Annotated in this window: 21 protein-coding genes; 3 read left to right on the forward strand and 18 right to left on the reverse strand. The window is 70.7% G+C overall.

The genetic code is table 11. The annotated features are described in order from the left end of the window. Positions 1–752: NAD(P)-dependent oxidoreductase (locus VJ976_RS08925; protein ID WP_324099856.1), on the reverse strand; the 752-nt coding region annotated here is incomplete at its 3' end. A gap of 97 nt (positions 753–849) precedes the next feature. Between VJ976_RS08925 and ybaK the strand changes: the two genes are divergently transcribed. Further along, on the forward strand, positions 850–1,353 hold the full coding sequence (ybaK, locus tag VJ976_RS08930; RefSeq protein WP_324099857.1) for a Cys-tRNA(Pro) deacylase: 504 nt from the start codon (positions 850–852) through the stop codon (positions 1,351–1,353). Here the strand turns inward: ybaK and VJ976_RS08935 are convergent, their stop codons facing one another. Further along, positions 1,354–1,815: an Lrp/AsnC family transcriptional regulator gene (locus tag VJ976_RS08935; protein ID WP_324099858.1), complete on the reverse strand. Its 462-nt coding sequence runs from the start codon at positions 1,813–1,815 to the stop codon at positions 1,354–1,356. A gap of 21 nt (positions 1,816–1,836) precedes the next feature. Between VJ976_RS08935 and VJ976_RS08940 the strand changes: the two genes are divergently transcribed. Then, positions 1,837–2,784, forward strand: a complete 948-nt coding sequence (locus VJ976_RS08940) for a 5'-3' exonuclease (protein WP_324099859.1) — start codon at positions 1,837–1,839, stop codon at positions 2,782–2,784. Between the two features lie 13 nt (positions 2,785–2,797). Here the strand turns inward: VJ976_RS08940 and VJ976_RS08945 are convergent, their stop codons facing one another. From VJ976_RS08945 to VJ976_RS09015, 15 genes are all read right to left on the reverse strand, one after another. Continuing rightward, positions 2,798–5,665, reverse strand: a complete 2,868-nt coding sequence (locus VJ976_RS08945; RefSeq protein WP_324099860.1) for a DEAD/DEAH box helicase — start codon at positions 5,663–5,665, stop codon at positions 2,798–2,800. A 9-nt stretch (positions 5,666–5,674) separates the two neighbouring features. After that, positions 5,675–6,592 (reverse strand): homocysteine S-methyltransferase family protein, encoded by a 918-nt coding sequence (locus tag VJ976_RS08950; protein WP_324099861.1) that lies wholly within the window; start codon positions 6,590–6,592, stop codon positions 5,675–5,677. A gap of 68 nt (positions 6,593–6,660) precedes the next feature. Beyond that, complete coding sequence (locus tag VJ976_RS08955) at positions 6,661–7,590, reverse strand: diacylglycerol/lipid kinase family protein (protein ID WP_324099862.1); 930 nt, start codon at positions 7,588–7,590, stop codon at positions 6,661–6,663. Next, positions 7,587–8,360 (reverse strand): twin-arginine translocase subunit TatC, encoded by a 774-nt coding sequence (gene tatC, locus VJ976_RS08960; RefSeq protein WP_324099863.1) that lies wholly within the window; start codon positions 8,358–8,360, stop codon positions 7,587–7,589. Before tatC ends, VJ976_RS08955 begins: the two co-directional genes overlap by 4 nt. A gap of 69 nt (positions 8,361–8,429) precedes the next feature. After that, entirely contained in the window at positions 8,430–8,756 is a 327-nt protein-coding gene (gene tatA / locus VJ976_RS08965) for a Sec-independent protein translocase subunit TatA (RefSeq protein ID WP_324099864.1), read from the reverse strand. A gap of 59 nt (positions 8,757–8,815) precedes the next feature. Beyond that, positions 8,816–9,802, reverse strand: coding sequence for a WYL domain-containing protein (locus VJ976_RS08970; protein WP_324099865.1), 987 nt, complete (start codon positions 9,800–9,802; stop codon positions 8,816–8,818). Then, positions 9,799–10,812 carry a helix-turn-helix transcriptional regulator gene (locus tag VJ976_RS08975; RefSeq protein WP_324099866.1) on the reverse strand — a complete coding sequence of 338 codons (1,014 nt, stop codon included), beginning with the start codon at positions 10,810–10,812 and terminating at the stop codon, positions 9,799–9,801. The genes VJ976_RS08970 and VJ976_RS08975 overlap by 4 nt, the downstream gene beginning before the upstream one ends. Positions 10,813–10,880: 68 nt before the next feature. After that, positions 10,881–11,933 carry an FKBP-type peptidyl-prolyl cis-trans isomerase gene (locus VJ976_RS08980; protein WP_324099867.1) on the reverse strand — a complete coding sequence of 351 codons (1,053 nt, stop codon included), beginning with the start codon at positions 11,931–11,933 and terminating at the stop codon, positions 10,881–10,883. A 43-nt stretch (positions 11,934–11,976) separates the two neighbouring features. Then, positions 11,977–13,380 carry a Pup--protein ligase gene (pafA, locus tag VJ976_RS08985; RefSeq protein WP_324099868.1) on the reverse strand — a complete coding sequence of 468 codons (1,404 nt, stop codon included), beginning with the start codon at positions 13,378–13,380 and terminating at the stop codon, positions 11,977–11,979. Positions 13,381–13,537: 157 nt separating this feature from the next. Further along, positions 13,538–14,284: a proteasome subunit alpha gene (gene prcA, locus VJ976_RS08990; RefSeq protein WP_324099869.1), complete on the reverse strand. Its 747-nt coding sequence runs from the start codon at positions 14,282–14,284 to the stop codon at positions 13,538–13,540. Next, positions 14,281–15,123: a proteasome subunit beta gene (gene prcB / locus VJ976_RS08995; RefSeq protein WP_324099870.1), complete on the reverse strand. Its 843-nt coding sequence runs from the start codon at positions 15,121–15,123 to the stop codon at positions 14,281–14,283. The genes prcA and prcB overlap by 4 nt, the downstream gene beginning before the upstream one ends. Further along, a complete protein-coding gene (locus VJ976_RS09000; RefSeq protein ID WP_324099871.1) occupies positions 15,120–15,323 on the reverse strand; it encodes a ubiquitin-like protein Pup in 204 nt (67 codons plus the stop codon). Before VJ976_RS09000 ends, prcB begins: the two co-directional genes overlap by 4 nt. 56 nt (positions 15,324–15,379) lie before the next feature. Further along, positions 15,380–16,933 (reverse strand): depupylase/deamidase Dop, encoded by a 1,554-nt coding sequence (gene dop, locus VJ976_RS09005; RefSeq protein WP_324099872.1) that lies wholly within the window; start codon positions 16,931–16,933, stop codon positions 15,380–15,382. A 10-nt stretch (positions 16,934–16,943) separates the two neighbouring features. Beyond that, the gene (arc, locus tag VJ976_RS09010) at positions 16,944–18,599 is read right to left on the reverse strand and encodes a proteasome ATPase (RefSeq protein ID WP_324099873.1); all 1,656 of its coding nucleotides are present in this window, start codon (positions 18,597–18,599) and stop codon (positions 16,944–16,946) included. Continuing rightward, positions 18,596–19,669 (reverse strand): tRNA (adenine-N1)-methyltransferase, encoded by a 1,074-nt coding sequence (locus VJ976_RS09015; RefSeq protein WP_324099874.1) that lies wholly within the window; start codon positions 19,667–19,669, stop codon positions 18,596–18,598. The genes arc and VJ976_RS09015 overlap by 4 nt, the downstream gene beginning before the upstream one ends. 76 nt (positions 19,670–19,745) lie before the next feature. Between VJ976_RS09015 and VJ976_RS09020 the strand changes: the two genes are divergently transcribed. After that, the gene (locus tag VJ976_RS09020; RefSeq protein ID WP_324099875.1) at positions 19,746–19,985 is read left to right on the forward strand and encodes a hypothetical protein; all 240 of its coding nucleotides are present in this window, start codon (positions 19,746–19,748) and stop codon (positions 19,983–19,985) included. On the opposite strand, the gene VJ976_RS09025 is transcribed toward VJ976_RS09020, so the two are convergent. Next, positions 19,982–21,076 (reverse strand): site-2 protease family protein, encoded by a 1,095-nt coding sequence (locus VJ976_RS09025; RefSeq protein WP_324099876.1) that lies wholly within the window; start codon positions 21,074–21,076, stop codon positions 19,982–19,984. The two genes, VJ976_RS09020 and VJ976_RS09025, sit on opposite strands and share 4 nt — an antisense overlap. Positions 21,077–21,084 lie beyond the last annotated feature (8 nt).

The raw sequence follows: 21,084 nt of genomic DNA on the forward strand, positions 1-21,084 counted from the left end.
TCCTGGGCGCTCTCGTGGGCCACGTTGGTGTCGTTGGTCGCGTTGAACACCTGGTAGCCGAGCCCGTCGGTGCGCACCGCGAGGTCCACGATCTGTCCCAGGTCGCGAGCGTCGACATAGTTGAACGCGTTGCGGCGACGCTGCCCGGGGTCGGCCAGGAACGTCGTGAGGTTGGCGTAGTCGCTGTCGTCCCACACGTTGCCGATGCGCAAGGCGTAGATGTCGGTCCCGGTGCGCTCGTGGAAGGTGCGGGCGGTGGCCTCGTTGCAGACCTTGGAGAGGGCGTAGGCGTCCATCGGAGGGCGCTGCTCGTCCTCCTCCCGCAGGGGTAGCGAAGGGGGGTCGACGACGCCGTCGGCGAAGCAGACGCCGTACGTCGTCTCCGACGAGGCCAGCACGATCTTGGGTACCTTCAGGCGCGTCGCGGCCTCGAGGACGTTGTAGGTGCCGACCGTGTTGGTGCGGAAGCACTCGACGTCGGCCGTGAGCATGATCGCCGGCACGGCGGCGAAGTGGACGACGGCGTCGACGGCCGGGGGCCCCTCCCCCGCGTCCAGCTCCTCGGGGCCGGTGTAGCTGAAGAACGCGCTCCAGACCTGGCCGGGGTCGGTGATGTCGGCGCGGATGTCGTGCACGCCCTCGTGGCCCAGCGGCACCTGGTCGATGTTGAGCACGGTGTGCCCAGCGTCAGCGAGGTACGGGGCGACGATGCGTCCGGCTTTGCCGGATCCGCCGGTGAACACGATACGCACGGATGCTCCTTCTGCTCGGGTGGCCGCAGGACGTCGCGGCACAGCCCACGCTATGTCGCCGGACCGAGGCGAGGAAGGGCGGGTCTACGCTGACCCGGTGGCACGCAAGAGGGGCGGCAAGACCACCGCCGCCACCCCGGCGACCGTCGCCCTGCGCCGCGCGGGGGTCGGCTTCTCGGTCCATGCCTACGAGCACGACCCGGCCGCGGAGTCGTACGGGGACGAGGCTGCCGCGGCGCTGGGGGTGGCTGCGGAGCGGGTGTTCAAGACGCTCCTGGCCGACACCGGGAACGGGCTGGTCGTCGCGGTGGTCCCGGTCAGCTCGCGTGTCGACCTGAAGGCCCTGGCGAGCGCGGCGGGGGTGAAGAAGGCGACGATGGCCGACCCGGTGGCCGCCGAGCGCGCGACCGGCTACGTCGTGGGGGGGATCAGCCCGGTCGGGCAGCGGTCGTCGCTTCCCACCGTGCTGGACACCTCGGCCGGCGACTTCGACACCATCCTGGTCTCGGGCGGGCGTCGCGGGGTGGACGTGGAGCTGCGGCCCGGCGACCTCGCCCGGGTGACCGGTGCCACCTGGGCCCGCGTGAGCCGCCCGCGATGATCAGGCTTCGCTGTCCACCTCGGGCAGCAGGGCGGCCCGCCCCTCCCAGGGTGTGGAGAGCACGACCGTGGTGTGGGTGCTGCACTGCCCCTTCGCGCGGATCGTCGCCAAGAGCTCCTCGAGGTCCTGGGGTCGCCCCACTCGGATGAGGAGCACGTAGTTCTCGTCTCCCGCCACCGACCAGCACGACGCGATCTGCGGAATGTCGGCGAGCCGGTCCGGGATGTCGTCGGGGGCCGAGGCGTCGAACGGCACGACCGAGATGAGCGCGGTCAGCGGCAGACCGACCGCGGCGTGGTCGATGGTGGCGCGGTAGCCGGAGATGATGCCGGCTTTCTCCAGCCGCTTGACGCGCTGGTGCACCGCCGAGGTCGACAGTCCCACCGCCTTGCCGAGGTCGGTGAAGCTCATCCGCGCATCTCTGGCCATCAAGGTGACGATGTGGCGGTCCAAGGGCTCCATGAGGCCCTAGCCTAGTGATGTATGACCCCCGAAGCCGGTGACGAGCCCCGGCTGCTCCTGCTCGACACCGCCTCGCTGTACTTCCGCGCCTTCTACGGTGTCAAGGAGCCCCAACCCTCCCCCGACGGCACACCGACCAACGCCGTCCGCGGCCTGCTGGACATGGTCACGACCCTGCTCACCCGCTTCAACCCGACGCATCTGGCCGCCTGCTGGGACAACGACTGGCGTCCGCAGTTCCGAGTGCGTGCCATCCCCAGCTACAAGGAGCACCGGCTCGTCGAGGGCTCCGATCACGAGGAGGAGGGTCCCCCCGAGCTCGGCGTCCAGGTCCCGGTCCTGCGGCGGGTGCTGGAGTCCGTCGGGGTCCCGGTGCTGGGAGCGGACGGCTACGAGGCCGACGACGTGATCGGCACGCTGGCTCACCGGTACTCGGCCCGGATGCCGGTGGACGTCGTCACCGGCGACCGGGACCTCTTCCAGCTCGTCGACGACGACGCCGGGGTGCGCGTGGTCTACACCGCGCGACTCGGCGTGCGTGCCGCCGAGCTCATCACGCAGGAGGAGCTGTGGCACCGGTACGCCGTGCGCACCGGTGCCGCGTACGCCGACATGGCCATGCTGCGCGGCGACACCAGCGACGGACTGCCCGGGGTCAAGGGGATCGGAGACAAGACCGCGGCGCAGCTGATCGAGACCTACGGCTCGCTGGCCCTGCTGCGCGAGGCGGTGGCGCAGCACGACCCGGCCATCAAGGGAGCGCGGCGTGCCAACCTCGAAGCCGCGCACGACTACCTCAACGCAGCTCCCCTGGTGGTCCGGGTGGCGCTCGATGCCCCGGTGCCCGATGTGGATCTGCGGCTGCCGGAGGAGATCGCCGACCCGGGCACGTTGGCGCAGGACGTCGAGGCCTACGGCATCGCCGGCTCGGTGCGGCGGCTGCTCAGCGGGATGGCTCTGGACGCGTAGACGTGCCCTCCTGCTAGTCGATGCGGTCGGCCGCCACCACACCACGCAGTACGGCCGTGCTGGCTCGGTCCGCGACCTGGCCGACCTTCGGTGAGGCCGACCCGGCGGCCGCCTGCCGGATCTGACCGAGCAGGTCGACCAGCTGCTTGCAGCGTCGCACGAAGTCACCTGCGGACAAGTCACCCCCGCGCAGCACCTCCTCCAGGCTCCGCCCGGCCGCCCACCGGTACACCATGGCGGCGATACCGGCGTCGGGCTCTCGGCGGCTGGGCAGGCGATGGCTCGCCTCCCGAGCCTGCAGACGGGTCCAGATCGCCAGCATCTCGTGGAAGGCCTCGGTCGACTCCACGTTCGGCAGCACGGCCTCGCTGGTCTCCTCCGAGCGGGGCTCGTGCACGAGCGTGGAAACCACCGCGGCCAACGAAGGAGGGTCCAGCCGCTGCCAGGTGCCCGCGCGCAGACACTCGGCGGCGACGAGATCGTGCTCGGTATAGATGCGGCGCAGCTGCTGCCCCGGCTCGGTGACCTTCTGACCGTCCAGGCTGAGGTAGTCAAGCTCGGCGAGCAGATCACAGATGCGCTCGAACGTGCGCGCCACGGTGTTGGTCCGTGAGCCGATGCGTCGCTGCAGGTCGTCGGTCTCCCGGCGTAAGGTCCACCACCGCTGGGACCACCGGGCGTGGTCCTCGCGCTGTGGGCACCGATGGCACGGGTGAGTCTGCAGGGCGGTGGTCAGGCGCGCCACCTCCGCGCTGCTGTCCGAGTCCTCACCCGTCGATCCGGCCACGCGAGGACGGCGCCCTCGTCGTTCCGCCCCCGGCGGGACCTGGGCCCGCAGAGTCGCCGCCAGGTCCCGGCGTGACTTGGCCTGACGCGGGTTGAACCGCGGCGGGATGCGCACGGTGGCGAGCGGCTCGAGGGGCTCCTCGAGCTCGGCGACGCCGACGCGGCGGACCTGCGCGTCGCTGGTCAGCACCGTGGGCTGGGGCGTAGCACTGGGGCGTCCCGCGCCGCGCAGCACCACCGCCATGCCCTGCCGGCGACCGGAGGAGAGGTGCACGACCTGACCGGGCCGGAGATCGGCCAGCGACTGCGCGATGGCCGACCGGCGGTGGGCGCTCTGGCGTTTGGCGGCGGCCTTCTGCGCGGTGGAGATCTGGTGGCGCAGACGGGCGTACTCGGCGAAGTCGCCGAGCTCGCACGTCATGGCCTCGGCGTAGCCCTCCAGGGCCTCGATGTTCCGTCGCACCTGGCTGGACAGGCCCACCACGGCGCGGTCGGCCTGGAACTGCGCGAAGGAGGCCTGCAGCAGCTCGTGAGCGGTGTCCCGGCCGAACTGGGCGACGAGGTTGACCGCCATGTTGTAGCTGGGGCGGAAGCTGGAGCGCAGGGGGTAGGTGCGGGTGGAGGCCAGCCCGGCCACGTCGGCCGGGTTCAGGCCGGGACGATGCAGCACCACCGCATGCCCTTCGACGTCGATGCCGCGGCGTCCCGCCCGGCCGGTGAGCTGGGTGAACTCGGCGGGGGTGATGGGTGCGTGCTGCTCACCGTTGAACTTGACGAGCTTCTCCAGCACCACGCTGCGGGCAGGCATGTTGATCCCCAAGGCCAGGGTCTCGGTGGCGAAGACCGCGCGCACCGTCCCGGCGGAGAAGAGCTCTTCCACGATCTCGCGGAACAACGGCAGCATGCCGGCATGGTGGGCGGCGAAACCGCGGCTCAGTCCCTCGGCGAACTCGTGGTAGCCGAGCACCGCGAGGTCGGCTTGGCTCAGCGAGGACACCCGCTCCCCGACCAGGGTACGGACCTGCCGAGCGGTGTCGTCGCCGACCAGCCGTACGCCCGCAAAGAGCAGCTGTCGCACCGCGGCGTCACACCCGGCACGGCTGAAGATGAAGGTGATGGCGGGCAGCAGTCCCTGACGGTCGAGCTCATGCACCACGTCGGCGCGGCCGGCTCCGTGCGCAGGAGGCCGGCCCGGCCGGGCCGGCCGGCCCCCCGCGTCCTCGTCGCTGCGGTTGCCTCGCGGGCCGGCTCCCGCACGTCCGCGTGTCGGACGCCGGCCCCGGGGCGCGCCGGCGTCCTCGCGCGTCCAGCCTCGTGTGCGCTCGGTGCGCTCGGTGCGCCGTAGCAGCTCGGGGTTCAGACGCACGGTCTGCCCCTGGGAGGCCCCGGCGACGTCGGATCCGGAGGAGAACACGTCGAACAGCTCGGTGCCCACCATCATGTGCTGCCACAGCGGCACCGGCCGATGCTCGCTGACGATCACCTCCGTGTTGCCGCGCACGGTGGCGAGCCAGTCGCCGAACTCCTCGGCGTTGCTGACGGTCGCTGAAAGCGAGACGACCTGCACGCTCTCGGGAAGATGGATGATGACCTCCTCCCAGACCGCCCCCCGGAAGCGGTCAGCGAGATAGTGGACCTCGTCCATCACCACGAAGCCGAGCCCGGACACGGTGGAGGACCCCGCGTACATCATGTTGCGCAGCACCTCGGTGGTCATCACGACCACCGGCGCCTCTCCGTTCACGGAGGAGTCCCCGGTGAGCAGCCCGACCCGGTCAGGCCCGTACCGGGCGACGAGATCGTGGTATTTCTGGTTGCTCAGAGCCTTGATGGGCGTGGTGTAGAAGGCCTTGCGGCCGGTCTGGAGCGCCACGTGGACGGCGAACTCGCCCACGATGGTCTTGCCGGCCCCGGTGGGAGCCGCCACGAGGACCCCGGACCCGGCGGCGACCGCGTCGATGGCCTCGACCTGGAACTGGTCCAGCTCGAACTCCAGCGAGGCCGCGAACTCGCCCGCGGGTGTGCGTGCCCGCCGGGCACGCTCACGGGATGCCGCGTACCGCTGCGCCGGTGAGAGCGGCGCAGCCTCGGACATGGCGTCAGGCTACGTCAGGACGCCGCTCATCCGGCTGACGTGCTCCGCGTCGGTGCCACAGCAGCCGCCGACCACTGCCAAGGCTGGGAGCACCGTCGCCAGCTCGCGGTAGTCCTCCGCCAGCTCGGCCGGGTCGCCGCGGTCGAGCTCGGTCGCCTCGTCCAGCTCGGCGTGGCTGGCCCGGGAGGCGTTCGCGCGCACAGCGCGCACGCGTTCCCAGGGCCCGGACTCGCGCAACACGTCGACGAAGTGGCTGGGATGGGCGCAGTTGACCATGTAGTAGGCCGGTCCCCCGGTCTGCTCGTCCACCTCGTTGATGGCCTCGGCCAGGCTCTGACCCGAAGGCAGCCGTCCGTCGGTCTCCACCGTGAACGCGATGACCACCGGAACGTCGGCCCGCTGCGCGGCCATCACCACGCCGGCGGCCTCGCCCGCGTAGGTCATGGTCAGAGCCGTGACCATGTCAGCGCCCGCGTCGGCCAGCGCGTCCACCTGAGGGTGGTGGTACGCGGCCGCCTCCTCGGCGCTCATCGAGGTGTCGGACACGTACCCGTCCCCCCGAGGACCGACGTTGCCGCTCACCAGCACCGTCACGCCAGGCGGGGTCAAGCCGCGCACGAAGCGGACGGCCGAGCGGTTGGCCTGGGCCAGACCCTCGGCCGAGTAGCCCAGCACGCTGCCCCAGTCCGGGTTGGCACGCCAGGTCGGTGTCTCCAGGATGATCCCGCGACCGTCCCGCTGCGCGATCCGCAGGTAGTCCTGGAAGTAGCGCGTGAGAGCCGTTCGTCCGGAGTCGTTCTCGACCAGGGGAAAGGCGGCGAACTCAGGGAGGTCCGCACCGTGGTTGAAGATGAGGTCGGTCTCGATGCCGCCGTCGGTCAGGAAGAGCGGAGCATCGGGAGCCAGGTGGGGCAGCTCGTGGGTCATCGAGAAGTCCTTCTGCGCGTCGCGGGCTCGGGGTGTGAGGACCAGTATCCCGCTCGGGCACGCGGTCGTCACGTGGAAGCGGACCCCTGGTCCGCTGGTCCCTGGACCACCACTTTCAGGGCAGCGGGTACGGCGGTGCAGGTGAGAGGCAGGGCACCGATGGGATCGCCGTCGCCGAAGGCGGTGAGTGCAGGGCCTTCGACCCGCACCTGGGCGCAGCGTTGGATGCGCACCGCTCGGTGGGTGGCGTGCGTGCCGGTGAACACCTTACGCAGCAGGCCCAAGGCGGCCAGAGGGTTGACCGTGTCGATGGTGACCACGTCGAGCAGGCCGTCGACAGGATCGGCGTCGGGGGCGATGCGCATCCCACCACCGAAGAGCGGCAGGTTGCACACGGTGAGCACGAGGGTCGAGCACTCGCGTTCACGTCCGTCGAGGGTGAGCCGGTAGTCCCTGGCCGCCAAGCGTGGGATCTCTGCCAGGGTGGCCGCGGCGTAGCGCATCGGTCCCAGAGCCGAGGGCAGGCCCAGCGACCGCGCCGCGATCCGGGCGTCGAGGGCAGCGGGGACCGATCCCACCACGATGTGCCCGGCCGAGCCGGACGCAGACGAGTGCTGACCGTCCTCGACCCGGATCACGTCGATCCGTCGGGTCGTCCCCGCTGCGGCGACCTCGATCGCGCCTTCGACGGCCGAGGGGACGCCCAGAGAGGCGGCGGTGTCGTTGCCGCTGCCGCTCGGGACCACGGCGACGGCGGTCGGGCTGCCGACGCAGTGGGAGGCGGCGAGCCGCACCGCGCCGTCACCGCCCACCACGACGAGCACCTCGACGCCGTCCGCGACCGCCTGCGCACAGGCGGCGTGCGCGGAGGAGAGGTCGGGCGCGCGCAGTCGCACCACATCGTGACCACGCCGGGCGAGGCCCTCCATGGTCTGCCCCAGCACCCCAGAACCGTCCCGGCGGCCGGAGCGGCGCCCGAAGAGCACCGCGTACCTCACAGCTCGCTCGCCTCGTCGTCCGGGGTGCGCATCCAGTCCGGGTCGCGACGGCGGCGCCGGCGCTCGTTCACCGTTGCGACGAGCACCGCGCACCAGTAGAGCGCGAACATCGGGATCGCCAGGGCGAACATGGTGCTCACCTCGGGGTCAGGTGTGGCCATGGCCGAGAAGATGAGGATTCCGAGCAGCGCGAACCGCCACCCGGCTCTCATGGTCGCCACCGGGAAGAGCCCGATGCTGTTCAGCCCGACCATGAACACCGGAAGCAGGAAGGCGATGCCGAAGGCGACAACGAAGTAGAGCACGAAGTTGAGCCAGTCGACGGCGTTCAGGACTCCACCGGCGCTGGGCGGCAGGAACGACAGCAGGATGCCCGCGGTGCGCGGCAGCGCCCAGGTGGCCAGCCCGGCTCCCGCGAAGAACAGCGGCACCGAGGCGACGAAGAACCAGATCGCCAGGCGGCGTTCGCGCTTCCTGAGGCCGGGGAGCAGGAAGGCCCAGATCTGCCAGAGCCACACCGGGCTCGACAGCACGATGCCGACGAAGAACGACACCCGCAGCTGCAGCGAGAAGGGCTGGGTGATCGTGGCGGCGAAGTTGGGCACCACCAAGGGGACGCCTTCGTCGGTGCGGACATCGGAGACCGGGTCCAGGATGACGTCGATGATCTGCTCGTAGTAGATCCATCCCACGACCGAGCACGCCAGCACCGCCAGGGCGGCGACGACGGCACGGTTGCGGAACTCCTTGAGGTGGCTGCCCAGCGGCATCCGTCCTTCGGGGTCACGGTCCCGACGCCTGGAGAGAACCATCGATGAACCAGCGGCGCTACCCGCCGATCAGGAGCGGTGCTCGTCGCGGGAGCGCTGCTGGGTCTCCCCGGTCCGCTCCTCCTCGCTGCGGTGCCCCTCCTCGCTGCGGTGGTCCTCCTCGGACCGCTCCCGAGCAGGTGTGGGGCGCCGGGGCTCGGAGTCGACGGTGTCGGTGCTGGCGGCACTGGGCTGGTCCTCGTCGGGAGTGCTGCCCATCTGTTCGACCTCGGACTTGAAGATGCGCATGGAGCGTCCCAGGCTTCGCGCTGCGTCCGGCAACCGCTTCCACCCGATGAGGATGATGAGGGCCAGGATGATGATGACGATCTGCCAGCCCTGCATGTTCCTGAACACGGTGCTGCCTCCCTTGCGGTGCCGAATCCGACGGCGTGGCCGTCAGCCTGCCCCCGATCCTACTCGGGGGGTCGTGTTTCCGACTCAAGCGCTGATCGAGCGCCGCTTCGGACCAGGTCCACGACGTACGCCGGCTCGAGGACCCGCACGGCGCCACCGAGGCGCCAGACGAGCCGCACCACCCACCGCGGGTCGGATGCGCTGATCTGCACCCGCAGCGTCCCGTCATCGTGCTGAGCAACGGACTCGACCGGAAACTGCTCGGCGATCCAGCTGGCCTCGGGCTTGGCCTGCAGCGTGACCAGCGTGTCGCTGCGGCCAGGGCGGAAGACCCCCGGGCCTATGTCGCGCGGCACGGCTTCCGGCGGCGGGGTGCCGTCGGCCTCGAGCACGTCAAGCACCTCGATGCGGTCCAGCCGGAAGAGCCTGGTGTCCCGGGCGCGGTGACACCAAGCCTCGAGATACCACCGGCCGTCGACGCTGAGGACCCGCATCGGGTCCACGTCACGCTCGGTGGCCTCGTCGCGGGCTTGCACCAGATAGCGCAGGTGCAGTCGTCGTCGCTCGGCCAACGCAGCGCGGATGCGGGCGAGCAGCTCCTGCTGTCCGGTGTCGCTGTCGATCCGCACGCTCACGCTGCGCGTCCCGGACGGGCCCTGCGCCCCTGCGTCACCGCTGGCCGTCTCCAGCTTCGCCAGCGCTCGCTCGATCGCTCCGGCGTCGTCCCAGGCCCCGGAGCTGGCCAGGGCTCGCAGCGCGACGATGAGAGCCAGGGCCTCGTCCCGTCCCAGACGCAGGGGCGTCGCGATCGTCTCGGCGTTGCCCACGTAGACCTTGCCGCCTTCCCACGACGCCTCGATGAGGTCGTCCGGCAGGTGCCCGGGAGTGCCGCAGACGAAGAGCAGCTGCAGGTCCTCGACGACCTGGTCCGTGCTGACCCCGAAGGTGGAGGCGGCCTCCGTGATGTCGATGCCCTGGTTGTTCATCAGCCACGGCACCATCGTGAGCAGTCGGCCCAAGCGGTCCGTGGCCGACTCGAAGGTCACCACGAAGAACCCTGCCCGTGCCCGTCGAGCACCGCCCGCAGGCGCGAGCGCACGGCCTGGCGCACCTCCGCCGGTTCCATCACGCGCGCATCCGGGCCGAGCCCGGCGAGCTCGCTGACCAGGGCGGTGTGAGAGAGCCCGGTGAAGGTCGCCGTGTCCCACTCACCTTCCTCGTGGCTCCCCGCCTGCAGCCGGCTCGCCCGTCGGCGCAGGCTGTACGCCGTGCCCGGTCGGAGCTGGACGGTCACGGGTGCCGGCTCCGGGTCCTGCCCCGAGTACGCGGCCGTGATCATCGTGTGGGGGTCGTGGTCCGCCGGCGGCAGGAGGGCCGAGTCCTGAGCCGCGCGCTCGGTCACCACGGTGGAGGTGACGCGGTCGAGGCGGAACACGCGGGGCGCGCTGCGGTCGAGGTCGTAACCCGTGAGGTACCAGCGTCCGTGCCAGCTGGTCAGGGCCCAGGGGTGGACATGCCTGGGCTCCTCGTCGCGAGCACCGGAGCGACGGTAGGAGAAGCGAACCGTCCGACCACCCACGGTGGCCGTGCGCACCGCGTCGAACGCGGGCTCGGTCGTGTGAAGCAGCGGCTCGATCCCGGCCACCGAAGCGGCGTCGGCCTCCACTCCGGCTGCCTGGAGCTTGCGCAGGGCCTGCGCGGCCGGACCGGCCAGGCTGGCCTGCGACCACGCCCTGCTGGCCACACCGATGACCGCGACCTCGTCGGCCGCGAAGTCGATCGGGGGCAGCTCGTACTCGCGCCGGTCGATCCGGTAGCCGGCCTCGTCGTCGAAGAAGGGGTCGATGACCTCGGTGCGTAGCGGGATGCCCAGCGCCCGCAGCTCGTCCTTGTCCCGCTCGAACATCCGGTCGAAGGCCTCGTCCCCGCTGCTCTGGTACTGCGGCACGGCCGAGCGGAGCCTTGCCTTGGACAGCGGCTGGCGGGTGTACAGCAGGGCGATGACCAGGTTGAGCAAGCGCTCTGTCTTCGCCGACGCCGGCGTGCGTGCGGGCATCGGAGCCTCCTCCGTGCTGCTGGGTCCCACGGCTCGACGCTACCGGACGCAGCCCGTCCGGCGACGGTTCAGTTGGCGCTGAGGATGTCGATGACGAAGACCAGGGTCTCCCCCGCCAGGTCGTTGTCGCCGTCCTCGCCGTAGGCCTGGTCCGGCGGCACCACCAGCAGCACCCGGGAGCCGACGGTCTGGCCGACGAGCCCCTCGTCCCAACCCGGGATCACCGCTCCCGCGCCGATGACGGTGCTGAACGGCTGGCCGGAGTTGAAGGAGGAGTCGAACTGCTCGCCGTCGGAGAACTTGACGCCGGTGTAGTTGACCTTGATCGTCTGGTTGGCCTCCACCTTGGCGCCCTCGCCCTTGATGAGCGGCTGCACGACAAGCTCGTCGGGCTTCTCGGCGTCGCCGATGGTGATCTCGGCGGCGCTGGTGCCGTCGGTCTCGACCGTGGGCAGGCCCTCCTTGGGCTCGACCTCCTCGCCTTCGGCCTTGGTCAAGGGCTCGGTGCTGCCGACCACCTCGATGTAGAACACGACGGTGTCCTCCGGCCCGATGCCCAGGTTGGCGTTGCCCGCCTCGCCGAACCCCTCTTCCGGCGGCATGGCCATGATGTAGGCACTGCCCACCTCACGGTCCGGGAGGGTCTCGGTGAACGCGTTGAGCAACGACTCGTTGCCCAGGTCCATCACCACCGACTCCTCGTTCGGGAAGGTGGACAGCAGCTCCTCGCCGGACGTGCCGTTGACGGCGAGGTAGCGCACCGTGACCTCTTCGCCCTCGGCGACCTTCTTACCCTCCCCCTCGGTCACCTCTTCGGTGCCCAGGCTGCTCACCTGGAAGGGCAGCTCCCCGTCGCTGAAGGGCTCCCCGTCCAGCAGCAGGGTAGGCACCTCGACGTCGTCGTCGTTCGTCTCGGTCTCCACCGAGAGCGCGGACAGGTCGGGCGCGGAGCCCGAGGTGCTGGCGGCGTCGTCGGGGGCCGCCGAGGACTGGGCTGCGTCATCCGAGGAGCCGGAGCCCGACTCCTCCGACCCGGAGTCGTCACCGGAGCAGGCGACGAGAGTCCAGCAGAGCAACGGGGCGACGGCGGCAGCACGCAGCCGGGCACGAGAGGTTCGCACGCACGGTCCTTCGATTGGCAAAGACGGGTGAAGCGGGCTCAGCCTACAGGGGGGAGGCTGGATACGGGCTGAGAGTGCCCGAGTCGATCGAGGCCAACAGCTCGTCCACTCGGGCGTCCTGGGAGTGGAACGGGTCCTTGAGCAGCACGGTGCGCTGCGCCGCGTCATTCAGCTTCAGGTGCACCCAGTCCACACTGAAGTCACGGTGGGCCCGCTGCGCGACGCGGACGAAGTCGCCGCGCAGCTTGGCGCGGGTGGTCTGCGGAGGTTCGTGCAGCGCGTGCTCGACCTGCTCGGCCGTGCAGCGTCGCACGGCGCCGCCGCGGCGCTGCACGATGTTGAACAGGCCGCGAGTGGGATGGATGTCGTGCCAGGCGAGATCGAGCTGCAGCATACGGTCGTCGTGCCACGCCAGGTCGTGTTTGCTGGCGTACCGCTGCAGCATGGCGTGCTTCATGACCCAGTCGATCTCGGTGTCCACCAGGTGCCACTGCTGCGTCGACACCGCGTGCAGCGTTCGCTCCCACAGTTCCAGCGCCCAGGCGTAGGTGGGGTCGGCGCTCAGCCCGGAGCGCCGGCTGTGCGCGCTGACCACGCTGAGCAGCTCGGTCTGCAGCTGAACCGCGGACAGGGCACGGCCACTGTTCAGGCCCACCTCGACCCGTCCGGTCGGGTCGCGACTGATGTCGCGGATGGCCCGGATGGGGTTGGACAGGGTGAGGTCCGGCAGGATGGTGCCGGCCTCGACGGTCTTCAGCAGCAGGTCCGTCATCGCCACCTTGAGCATGGTCGTGCTCTGGCTCATCGTCGAGTCCCCGACGATGACGTGCAGTCTGCGGTACTGCTCAGCGTCGGCGTGCGGCTCGTCGCGGGTGTTGATGATCGGCCGGGAACGGGTCGTGGCCGAGCTCAAGCCGTCCCAGATGTGGTCCGCTCGCTGGCTGACCTGGTAGGTGGCGCGCTCGCCGGTGACGTGGAGCCGACCGGCACCGGTCACGATCTGCCGCGTGATGAGGAACGGGATCAGGGCGTCGGTGATCCGGCTGAGCTGGCCACGGCGCCGGACCAGGTAGTTCTCGTGGCATCCGTAGGAGTTTCCCCGGGAGTCCACGTTGTTCTTCAGGACGTACACGCGGGCGGCGATTCCCTCCTCGGCCATGCGCGTCTCCGCGTCCACGGCGAGGTCGTGCACGATCAGCTCGCCGGCCTTGTCCTGCGCCACCAGATCGCTCAGGGAGTCGCACTCGGCCGTGGCGTACTCGGGGTGGGAACCGACGTCGAGGTACAACCGGGACCCGTTGACCAGGAACACGTTGCTGGAGCGCCCCCAGCTGACCACCTTGCGGAAGAGATAGCGGGCCACCTCGTCCGAGGACAACCGACGATCCCCGGGAAAGGCACAGGTCACCCCGAACTCGGTCTCGATCCCGAAGATGCGGCGGTCCACGCCATCAGCCTAGGCGGAGTCCATCCCGGACGAGGCGACGGTGCTCAGCGGCGCGGCACGTCGCTCGTGTCCGCACATTGCCGCCCGGGGGTTCCCGGGGTCTACCAGCACGCTCTCCTCGACGGAGTCGTCCTCAGGATTGCTCGCGGCGAAGGGGCTAGGTGTCCCGCGTGGTGTCGTCGGGGCTGGGGAGATCCTGGGTCGCACCACCGTCGGTGAGAAGGATCCGCACCATGGAGGTCTCGATGCGCCGGAAGGTGCGCCGTGGCCGGCGGCGGTCCAGGACGGCGACCTCGAGCTGGTCCGGGGTCAGCGCCGAGTCCGTACGGGTTCGGTTCGCCTCGCCCAGCAGCTCGACGCAGAGCCCGAGCATGCCGGCCAGGCTGAGCCCAGGAGCCCACCGCTGCCGGAGCCCCTCGGTGAGCCGCTCGCTGTCCCGGCCCATCGCCACGAAGCCCGGCTCGTCACTGACCGACCCGTCGTAGGTGAGCCGGAAGATCTGGTCCTGGTCGACCTCGGTACCCACCTGGGCCACGGTGATCTCGATCTCGTACGGCTTGGACTCCTGGGTGAAGACCGTGCCCAGGGTCTGCGCGTAGGCCCCAGCCAGGCCGCGTGCCGTCACGTCCGCCCGGTCGTAGGAGAAGCCGCGAAGGTCGGCGTACCGGATGCCGGCCACACGCAGGTTCTCGAACTCGTTGTACTTGCCGACGGCCGCGAAGCCGATGCGGTCGTAGATCTCGGACGTCTTGCGCAGGCTGCGTGAGGGGTTCTCCGCGACGAACGCGATGCCGGTCGCATAGGAGGCGACGATGACCGCCCGGCCGCGTTCGATCCCCTGCCGGGCGTAGTCGGCCCGGTCCTTCATCAGCTGCTCGGGCGAGACGTACATCCCGAAGGTCATCGAGCGCCCCCTGGGTTGTCCGCGCGAGCCTCGACCACCTCACGCACCACCGGCTCGACCTCCTCCTCGCTCAGGAACGCGACGCCGGAAGAGGTGAGCACCGCGACGCTGGGCCAGATGCGCCGGCTCACGTCGGGGCCGCCGGTGGCCGAGTCGTCGTCGGCGGCGTCGTACAGCGCCTCGACGGCGGTCCGCGCGGCCTGCTCCCGGTCGAGCCCGGGGCGCCACAGCTTCTTCAGCGCCCCCCGCGCGAACACCGACCCGGAGCCGATGCTGTGGTGACTGAACTCCTCGAAGCATCCGCCGGTCACGTCGTAGGAGAAGATGCGCCCCGTCCCGGCGGCGAGGTCGAAACCGGCGAAGACCGGGAGCACCGTCAGCCCGCGGAAGACATTGCCGAGGTTGCCGCGGATCATGCTGGCCAGACGGTTGGCCTTGCCCTCGAGTGACAGCAGCGTGCCCTCGACCTTCTCGTAGTGCTCCAGCTCGACCTGCAGGAGCTTCACGATCTCGATGGCCACCCCGGCCGAGCCAGCGATGCCCACCGCACAGAACTCGTCGGGCGCGAAGACCTTCTCCATGTCACGCCGGGCGATGACCGTCCCCATGGTGGCGCGCCGGTCACCCGCCACGACGACCCCACCGGCGTAGGACAGCGCCACGATGGTCGTCCCGTGCGGGGCCGCCACTGTGGAGGCGCCCGAGCTGTTCGAGGCTCCTCCGGGCAGAAGGTGGGGGGCGTGGGCCGAGAGGAAGTCCACGAACGAGGTGCCGCCGACGTCACGGAAGGCAGGCCCGAGCCGCCCGTCAGCGGAAGGAACAGCGGAGCTCGCGCTCACTGGCCCCCCTTCTGGACGAACGAGTGCACGAAGTCCTGGGCGTTGGACTCCAGGACGCCGTCGATCTCCTCGAGCAGGGCGTCGGTCTCCTCGTCGCGCGTGGAGGACGAGACCTGCGCGGTGCCTCCACCGGTCTCGGCTCCGGCGTCCTCCTCGGGCTCCTCCGGAGAGTGGCGGTGGGCTTGCTCGCGTCCTGCCATGTCGTCCTCGCCTTCCTGGGTGGACTACGTCACGTCCTGATCGTATCCGGACCCACTCAGTCCAGGGCGGCGGTGCGCGCGTCGAGCGAGTCGAGGAACTGGTCCACGTCCTGTGCCGCCTCGAACAGCCCGGAGGTCTCGGCCCGGGTCCCTCGCAGCGGCTCAGGAAGGCTGATGCGGCACACCTGGCGGCGGCGCCGGTGGAACACGACCGAGTCCCAAGAGGCCGCTCGTACCGAGCCGGAGAAGCGCCGCACGCACTCCCCCCGGAACCAGGCGCGGGTGTCGACGGGGGCCTGCGTGCACGCCAGCGCCGCGGACTCCTCGCTGACCAACGGCACCAGGCGTCCGCGCCTGCGCAGTCGCTGCGCGAGGCCGCGTGCCGGGTCCACATCGCTGTACTGGATGTCGACCAGCGCCAGGCGCGGGGAGTCCCAGCCAAGCCCGTCGCGGTCCCGGTAGGCCTGCAGCACACCGAGCTTGGCGACCCAGTCGACCCGGTCCGCCGCCCGGGCGGGGTCCTCGGAGAGGTCGTCGAGCAGACCGGTCCAATGCCGCAGCACCAGGGCCGTCTCCTCGTCGGCCTCCCAGTCCCCGGTGCGCGGGTCGTAGGCGCGCAACGCCGCCTCGAGGTAGGCGCGAAGGATGTCGACCCCGCGCAGCTTCTTCCCCGCCCGGGTGAGGATCGTCGCCCGGAGCGTGGTGTCGCGGGAAAGGGTGCGCACGGCGCTGACCGGGTGGGCCAGCTCGAGGTCGGGGGCCCGGCCGGTCTCGATGAGGCGCAGGACGAGGCTGGTGGTGCCCAGCTTCATCAGGGTGCCGACGTCGGCCAGCGTGGCGTCGCCGCTGATGAGGTGCAGCCGGCGGTACTTCGTCGCCGTGGCGTGCGGCTCGTCGCGGCTGTTCACCAGCGGCCGCCGAAGGGTGGTCTCCAGGCCCACCTCGGTCTCCACGTAGTCCGCACGCGCGGAGATCTGGTAGCCCGTCACTTCCGAGCTCGTCCCGAGGCCGACGCGGCCGGCACCGCAGAGAAGCGGTCGGGCCACGAGGAAGGGCACCAGCCCGGACACCACCTGGGCGAACGGGACCGCTCGGTCGAGCAGGTAGTTGTCGTGCGTGCCGTAGGAGGCGCCCTTGCCGTCCACGTTGTTCTTGTACAGGCGCAGGCCGGCGCCCTCCGTCCCGCCCCCGCCCAGCAGCTCGCCCGCGGCATGGGCGGCGCGGTCCATCACCACCTCCCCGGCGCGGTCGTAGCGCACGGCGTCCAACGGGCCGGCCACCTCGGGCGAGGAGTACTCGGGGTGGGCGTGGTCGACGTACAGCCGGGCTCCGTTGCTGAGCACCGAGTTGGCCAGGGTGGGGTCCTCCACGTCGGTGAGCTGGCTGCTGTCGGCCAGCGCTCGCGCCATCACGTGCCCCCGGGCGTCGCGCAGGGGCGACTCGTCCGCGTAGTCCCAGCCCGAGCCCTGGGGCAGCGCTCCGCCGGGGCCGGCGGCGCTGGAGTAGGCCCGGACCACCACGCCGGAGAGGTGGATGGGGTCCGCCCGCGGGTCGGCCGGCAGAGTGACCCCGTACTCGGTCTCGACCCCCATGACGCGCCGTACGGTCATGGTCGGAGGGTCACAGGTACTGGCCTGGAGTGCCGCGGTCGAGGGTGCGGCCGGGTTCGACACCGTCCTTGCCGGCGACCAAGGTGCGGATGTAGACGATGCGCTCCCCCTTCTTGCCCGAGATCCGGGCCCAGTCGTCGGGGTTGGTGGTGTTCGGCAGGTCCTCGTTCTCCTTGAACTCGTCGACACAGGCAGCCAGCAGGTGCTCCACCCGGAGCCCGCGCGAGTCGTTGGTCAAGAGGTCCTTGATCGCCCGCTTCTTCGCCCGGTCGACGATGTTGTTGATCATGGCCCCGGAGTTGAAGTCCTTGAAGTACAGCGTCTCCTTGTCCCCACCGGCGTAGGTGACCTCGAGGAACTTGTTCTCCTCCATCGGCGCGTACATGCGCTCGACACTGGCCGCGATCATCGCCTCCAGCGTCGCCGCTCGATCGCCTCCGTGGGCTCGCAGGTCGTCGCTGTGCAGCGGCACGTCGTCGGTGAGGTACTTGCTGAAGATATCGCGGGCGCTTTCGGCGTCGGGCCGCTCGATCTTGATCTTGACGTCCAGACGGCCCGGTCGCAGGATCGCCGGGTCGATCATGTCCTCCCGGTTGGAGGCCCCGATGACCACGACGTTCTCCAGCCGCTCGACCCCGTCGATCTCGGCGAGAAGCTGCGGGACGATGGTCGTCTCCACGTCTGAGCTGACCCCCGACCCGCGGGTGCGGAACAGGGACTCCATCTCGTCGAAGAACACGACCACGGGGGTGCCGTCGTTCGACTTCTCCCGGGCCCGCTGGAAGATCAGCCGGATGTGGCGCTCGGTCTCACCGACGTACTTGTTCAGCAGCTCGGGGCCCTTGATGTTGAGGAAGAACGACTGCGGCTTGGCGCGCCCGGTTCGCTCGGCTACCTTGCGGGCCAGCGAGGCGGCGACCGCCTTGGCGATCAGCGTCTTGCCGCACCCGGGAGGCCCGTAGAGCAGCACTCCCTTCGGAGGGCTCAGCCGGTGCTCGGTGTACAGGTCCGGGTGCAGGAACGGCAGCTCGACCGCGTCCTGGATCTGTTCGATCTGGCTCCCCAGACCGCCGATGTCGGCGTAGGTGATGTCCGGAACCTCCTCCAGCACGAGCTCGCTGACCTCGGGCTGGGCGATCCGCTCGTAGACGAAACCGTTGCGGGTGTCCATGAGCAGCGCGTCGCCGGCCCGGATGGGGACGTCGGCCAACGCCCCCGAGACTCGGCAAACCCGCTCGTCCTCGCCGCGCACCAGCACCAGGACGCGGTCGGCGTCGAGGGTCTCCTTCACGGTGACGACGTCACCGGCACGCTCGAAGGCCCCGAGCCCGACAATGGACTGGGACTCGTTCAGCAGCACCTCCCGCCCCGGGACGAGCTCCTCGCGGGCGACGCCGCTGAAAGCCGTGACGCGGACTTTGCGGCCCTGCGCCACGACGTCGACAACGGGCGGCTCCCCCTCATCTGCCTCCTGCCGGGCGAGCACGACACCGAAGGTGAGCGGCGGCGCACCGGCGCGGTCGAGATCCTCGCGCAGGGTGACCAGGCGCTCCTTGGCGTCCGTCAGTGCCTGGGCCAGACGCTGGTTCTGCGTGCTGGACTCGGCAAGTCGCTGCTGCAGCTGTGCGACCTGCCGCTCCAGGTGACGCACTCGGGCCTCGGTCATTGCTCCACGCTACCCGCCGCTTCCGGGGGGTCGTTGAGCGCCGGGGGCGTGTCCGCCTCGTGACCGCCGGTCGCGGCCATCACCTCGCGGTGTCTGCGGCGCAGCCGCTTGTCCGAGATCGTGCGTTCGCCCAGGTCACTGGGGCTCCAATCGCCCTGAGAGGCCAGCTGCTCCTCGTAGTCGGGCCCGTACGCCGCTGCGGCGGGGCGCCGGGAGCGTGCGGGGGCGGGCACACCTGGTGCCAGCGTGCGCATCTGGACCAGGAAGCCGGTGTGACCGTGCATCCGGTGCTCCGGCCGCACGGCCAGGCCCTCGAGGTGCCACCTGCGCTCCATCGACTCCCAGGCCAACGGCTCGGTGAAGCCGCCGTGGCTCCGCGCGCTCTCCGCCACACGCGAGAGCTGGGTGGTGGTGGCGACGTAGCAGATGAGGACGCCGCCGGGCGCAAGCGCCTCGCCCACCACGTCCAGGCAGTCCCAGGGCGCCAGCATGTCGAGCACCACCCGGTCGACGCTGCCGGGCGTCACCGCGTGGGGCAGAGCCTCCTGCAGGTCGCCGACCGTGACCTGCCACGCCGGGTGGTCCTCGCCGAAGAACACCCGCGCGTTGGCCCGGGCGATGTCGGCGAACTCTTCCCGTCGCTCGAAGGAGTGCAGGCTGCCGTTGTCGCCCACCGCTCGCAGCAGGGACAGGCTCAGCGCTCCGGAGCCGAGCCCGGCCTCGACCACGCGGGCGCCCGGGTAGATGTCGCCCATGGTGACGATCTGGCCGGCGTCCTTGGGGTAGATGATCTGCGCTCCTCGCGGCATCGACATGACGTAGTCGCTGAGCAGAGGACGCAGCGCCAGGTAGTCGGCGCCGGAGCTGTGGGAGACGACCGAGCCGTCCGGGGCGTCGATGAGGTCGTCGTGCCGGATGTGGCCGCGGTGGGTGTGGAAGCGCTTGCCGGCCTCGAGGGTGATGGTGTGTCGACGGCCCTTCGGGTCGGTGAGCTGCACCGGCTCCCCCACCCGGAAGCGCCCTCGTCGACGGTCGGCCCCGGTCGCGTGCTGTCCTGGAGCATCCGTCACAACGGCGAGTCTAGAGGCGCGCACTCACCAGGCTCCGGCCGAAGGGCCAGCCGTGCTCCGTCTGAGGAAATGCACCATGCCTGTCGCGGCAGGGGCGGTGTGGGAGCTGATGGTCACCGGCGACGTTCTCGTACTGCTCTTCTTGGTGGGTGCCCGTGGAGTCCGAGAGTATGGGCGGTCACTGCCCGACGTCTGGTGGGCGCGCGAGCTGCTGATGGTGGTCATGATCGCCGCGGTGGTCGTGGTCCTGACCGGCTGGGTCTTCCCGCTCGCCGCGGCCTGGATGCCGTTCAACGACAGCCCGGTCGAAGGCTAGAGGTCCTGGGCGAAGCCCACGCCGCGGACCGACCCGTCAGGGGTGCGGACGGCGACCACCGGCGACTGCAGTGTCTGCATCCTCGAGACCACTGCGAGGACGTTGTCCTGGGCCGCAGCGTCGACCACCCAGCCGGGTGGTTGTGCGATGGCCACCGCCGAGACCGGGGTGCCGGCGCGCCCGGTGAACGGGACCGCCTCGAGAGCCGCCGGGTCGACGAGGGCGACCGGGACGCCCTCGTGGTCGGTGACCACCCATACCGGGGCGGTGGGCCACGACGGCTCGTCCACGGCACGCTCGGCGGCCACCGAGCTCGCCGGACGCCAGACGCTGTCGATGGTGGTGCGCTCGAACCGGCGACGGGAGACGCCCGCTCGCACCGCCCGCGTGGCGCCCGCCCACAGGAACAGGGCGATGAGGCTCACCCACGCCACCCGCCACAGGTCGAGACCGGTTCCGTTCACCAGCGGCAGGCCTACCGCCCACCACACCATGCCCAGAACCAGGGCCCGGCCCACCCACCCCGCCACGATGGTGCCGCTGCTGCGAGCGCCCGTCGCCTTCCAGACCAGCGCTTCGAGCAGGAAGCCGCCGTCGAGCGGCAGACCGGGAAGCAGGTTGAAGACCCCGACGAAGCCGTTGGCGGTGAGGAATGCGGTCAGCAACAGCCAGAGCACACCCCGGTCCAGGCCCTGGGCGAAAGTCCACCCCAGGAGCGCCAGCACCAGGTTGGCCAGCGGACCGGCCACCGCGACGAGGGCCGCGGGCCCCGGGCGGTCCTGTTCGCCGTGGTAGGCCGTGTGCCCACCCCAGAAGTCGGCGACGATGCGGTCCACGGTGAAGCCCAGCAGCTGGGCCACCACCGCGTGTGCCGCCTCGTGGGCCAGCACGGACAGCAGGAGCAGCACCGCGAAGCAGGCCGCCACCGCATAGCCGCCCGCACCGAGCTCGGGCACGATGCCGGTCACCACGGGGCCGAACAAGACCGTCACGGCAAGGGCGACGACCACCCAGGACCGGCCGAGGAACACCGGCACTCCGGCCAGGGAACCGATCTTCCACCCCGACACTGCCGGTGCCGGGGACGTCATGAGTCTCA

Origin of the sequence: Ornithinimicrobium sp. (genome assembly GCF_035267225.1) — a bacterium.
Taxonomy (GTDB): domain Bacteria; phylum Actinomycetota; class Actinomycetes; order Actinomycetales; family Dermatophilaceae; genus Ornithinicoccus.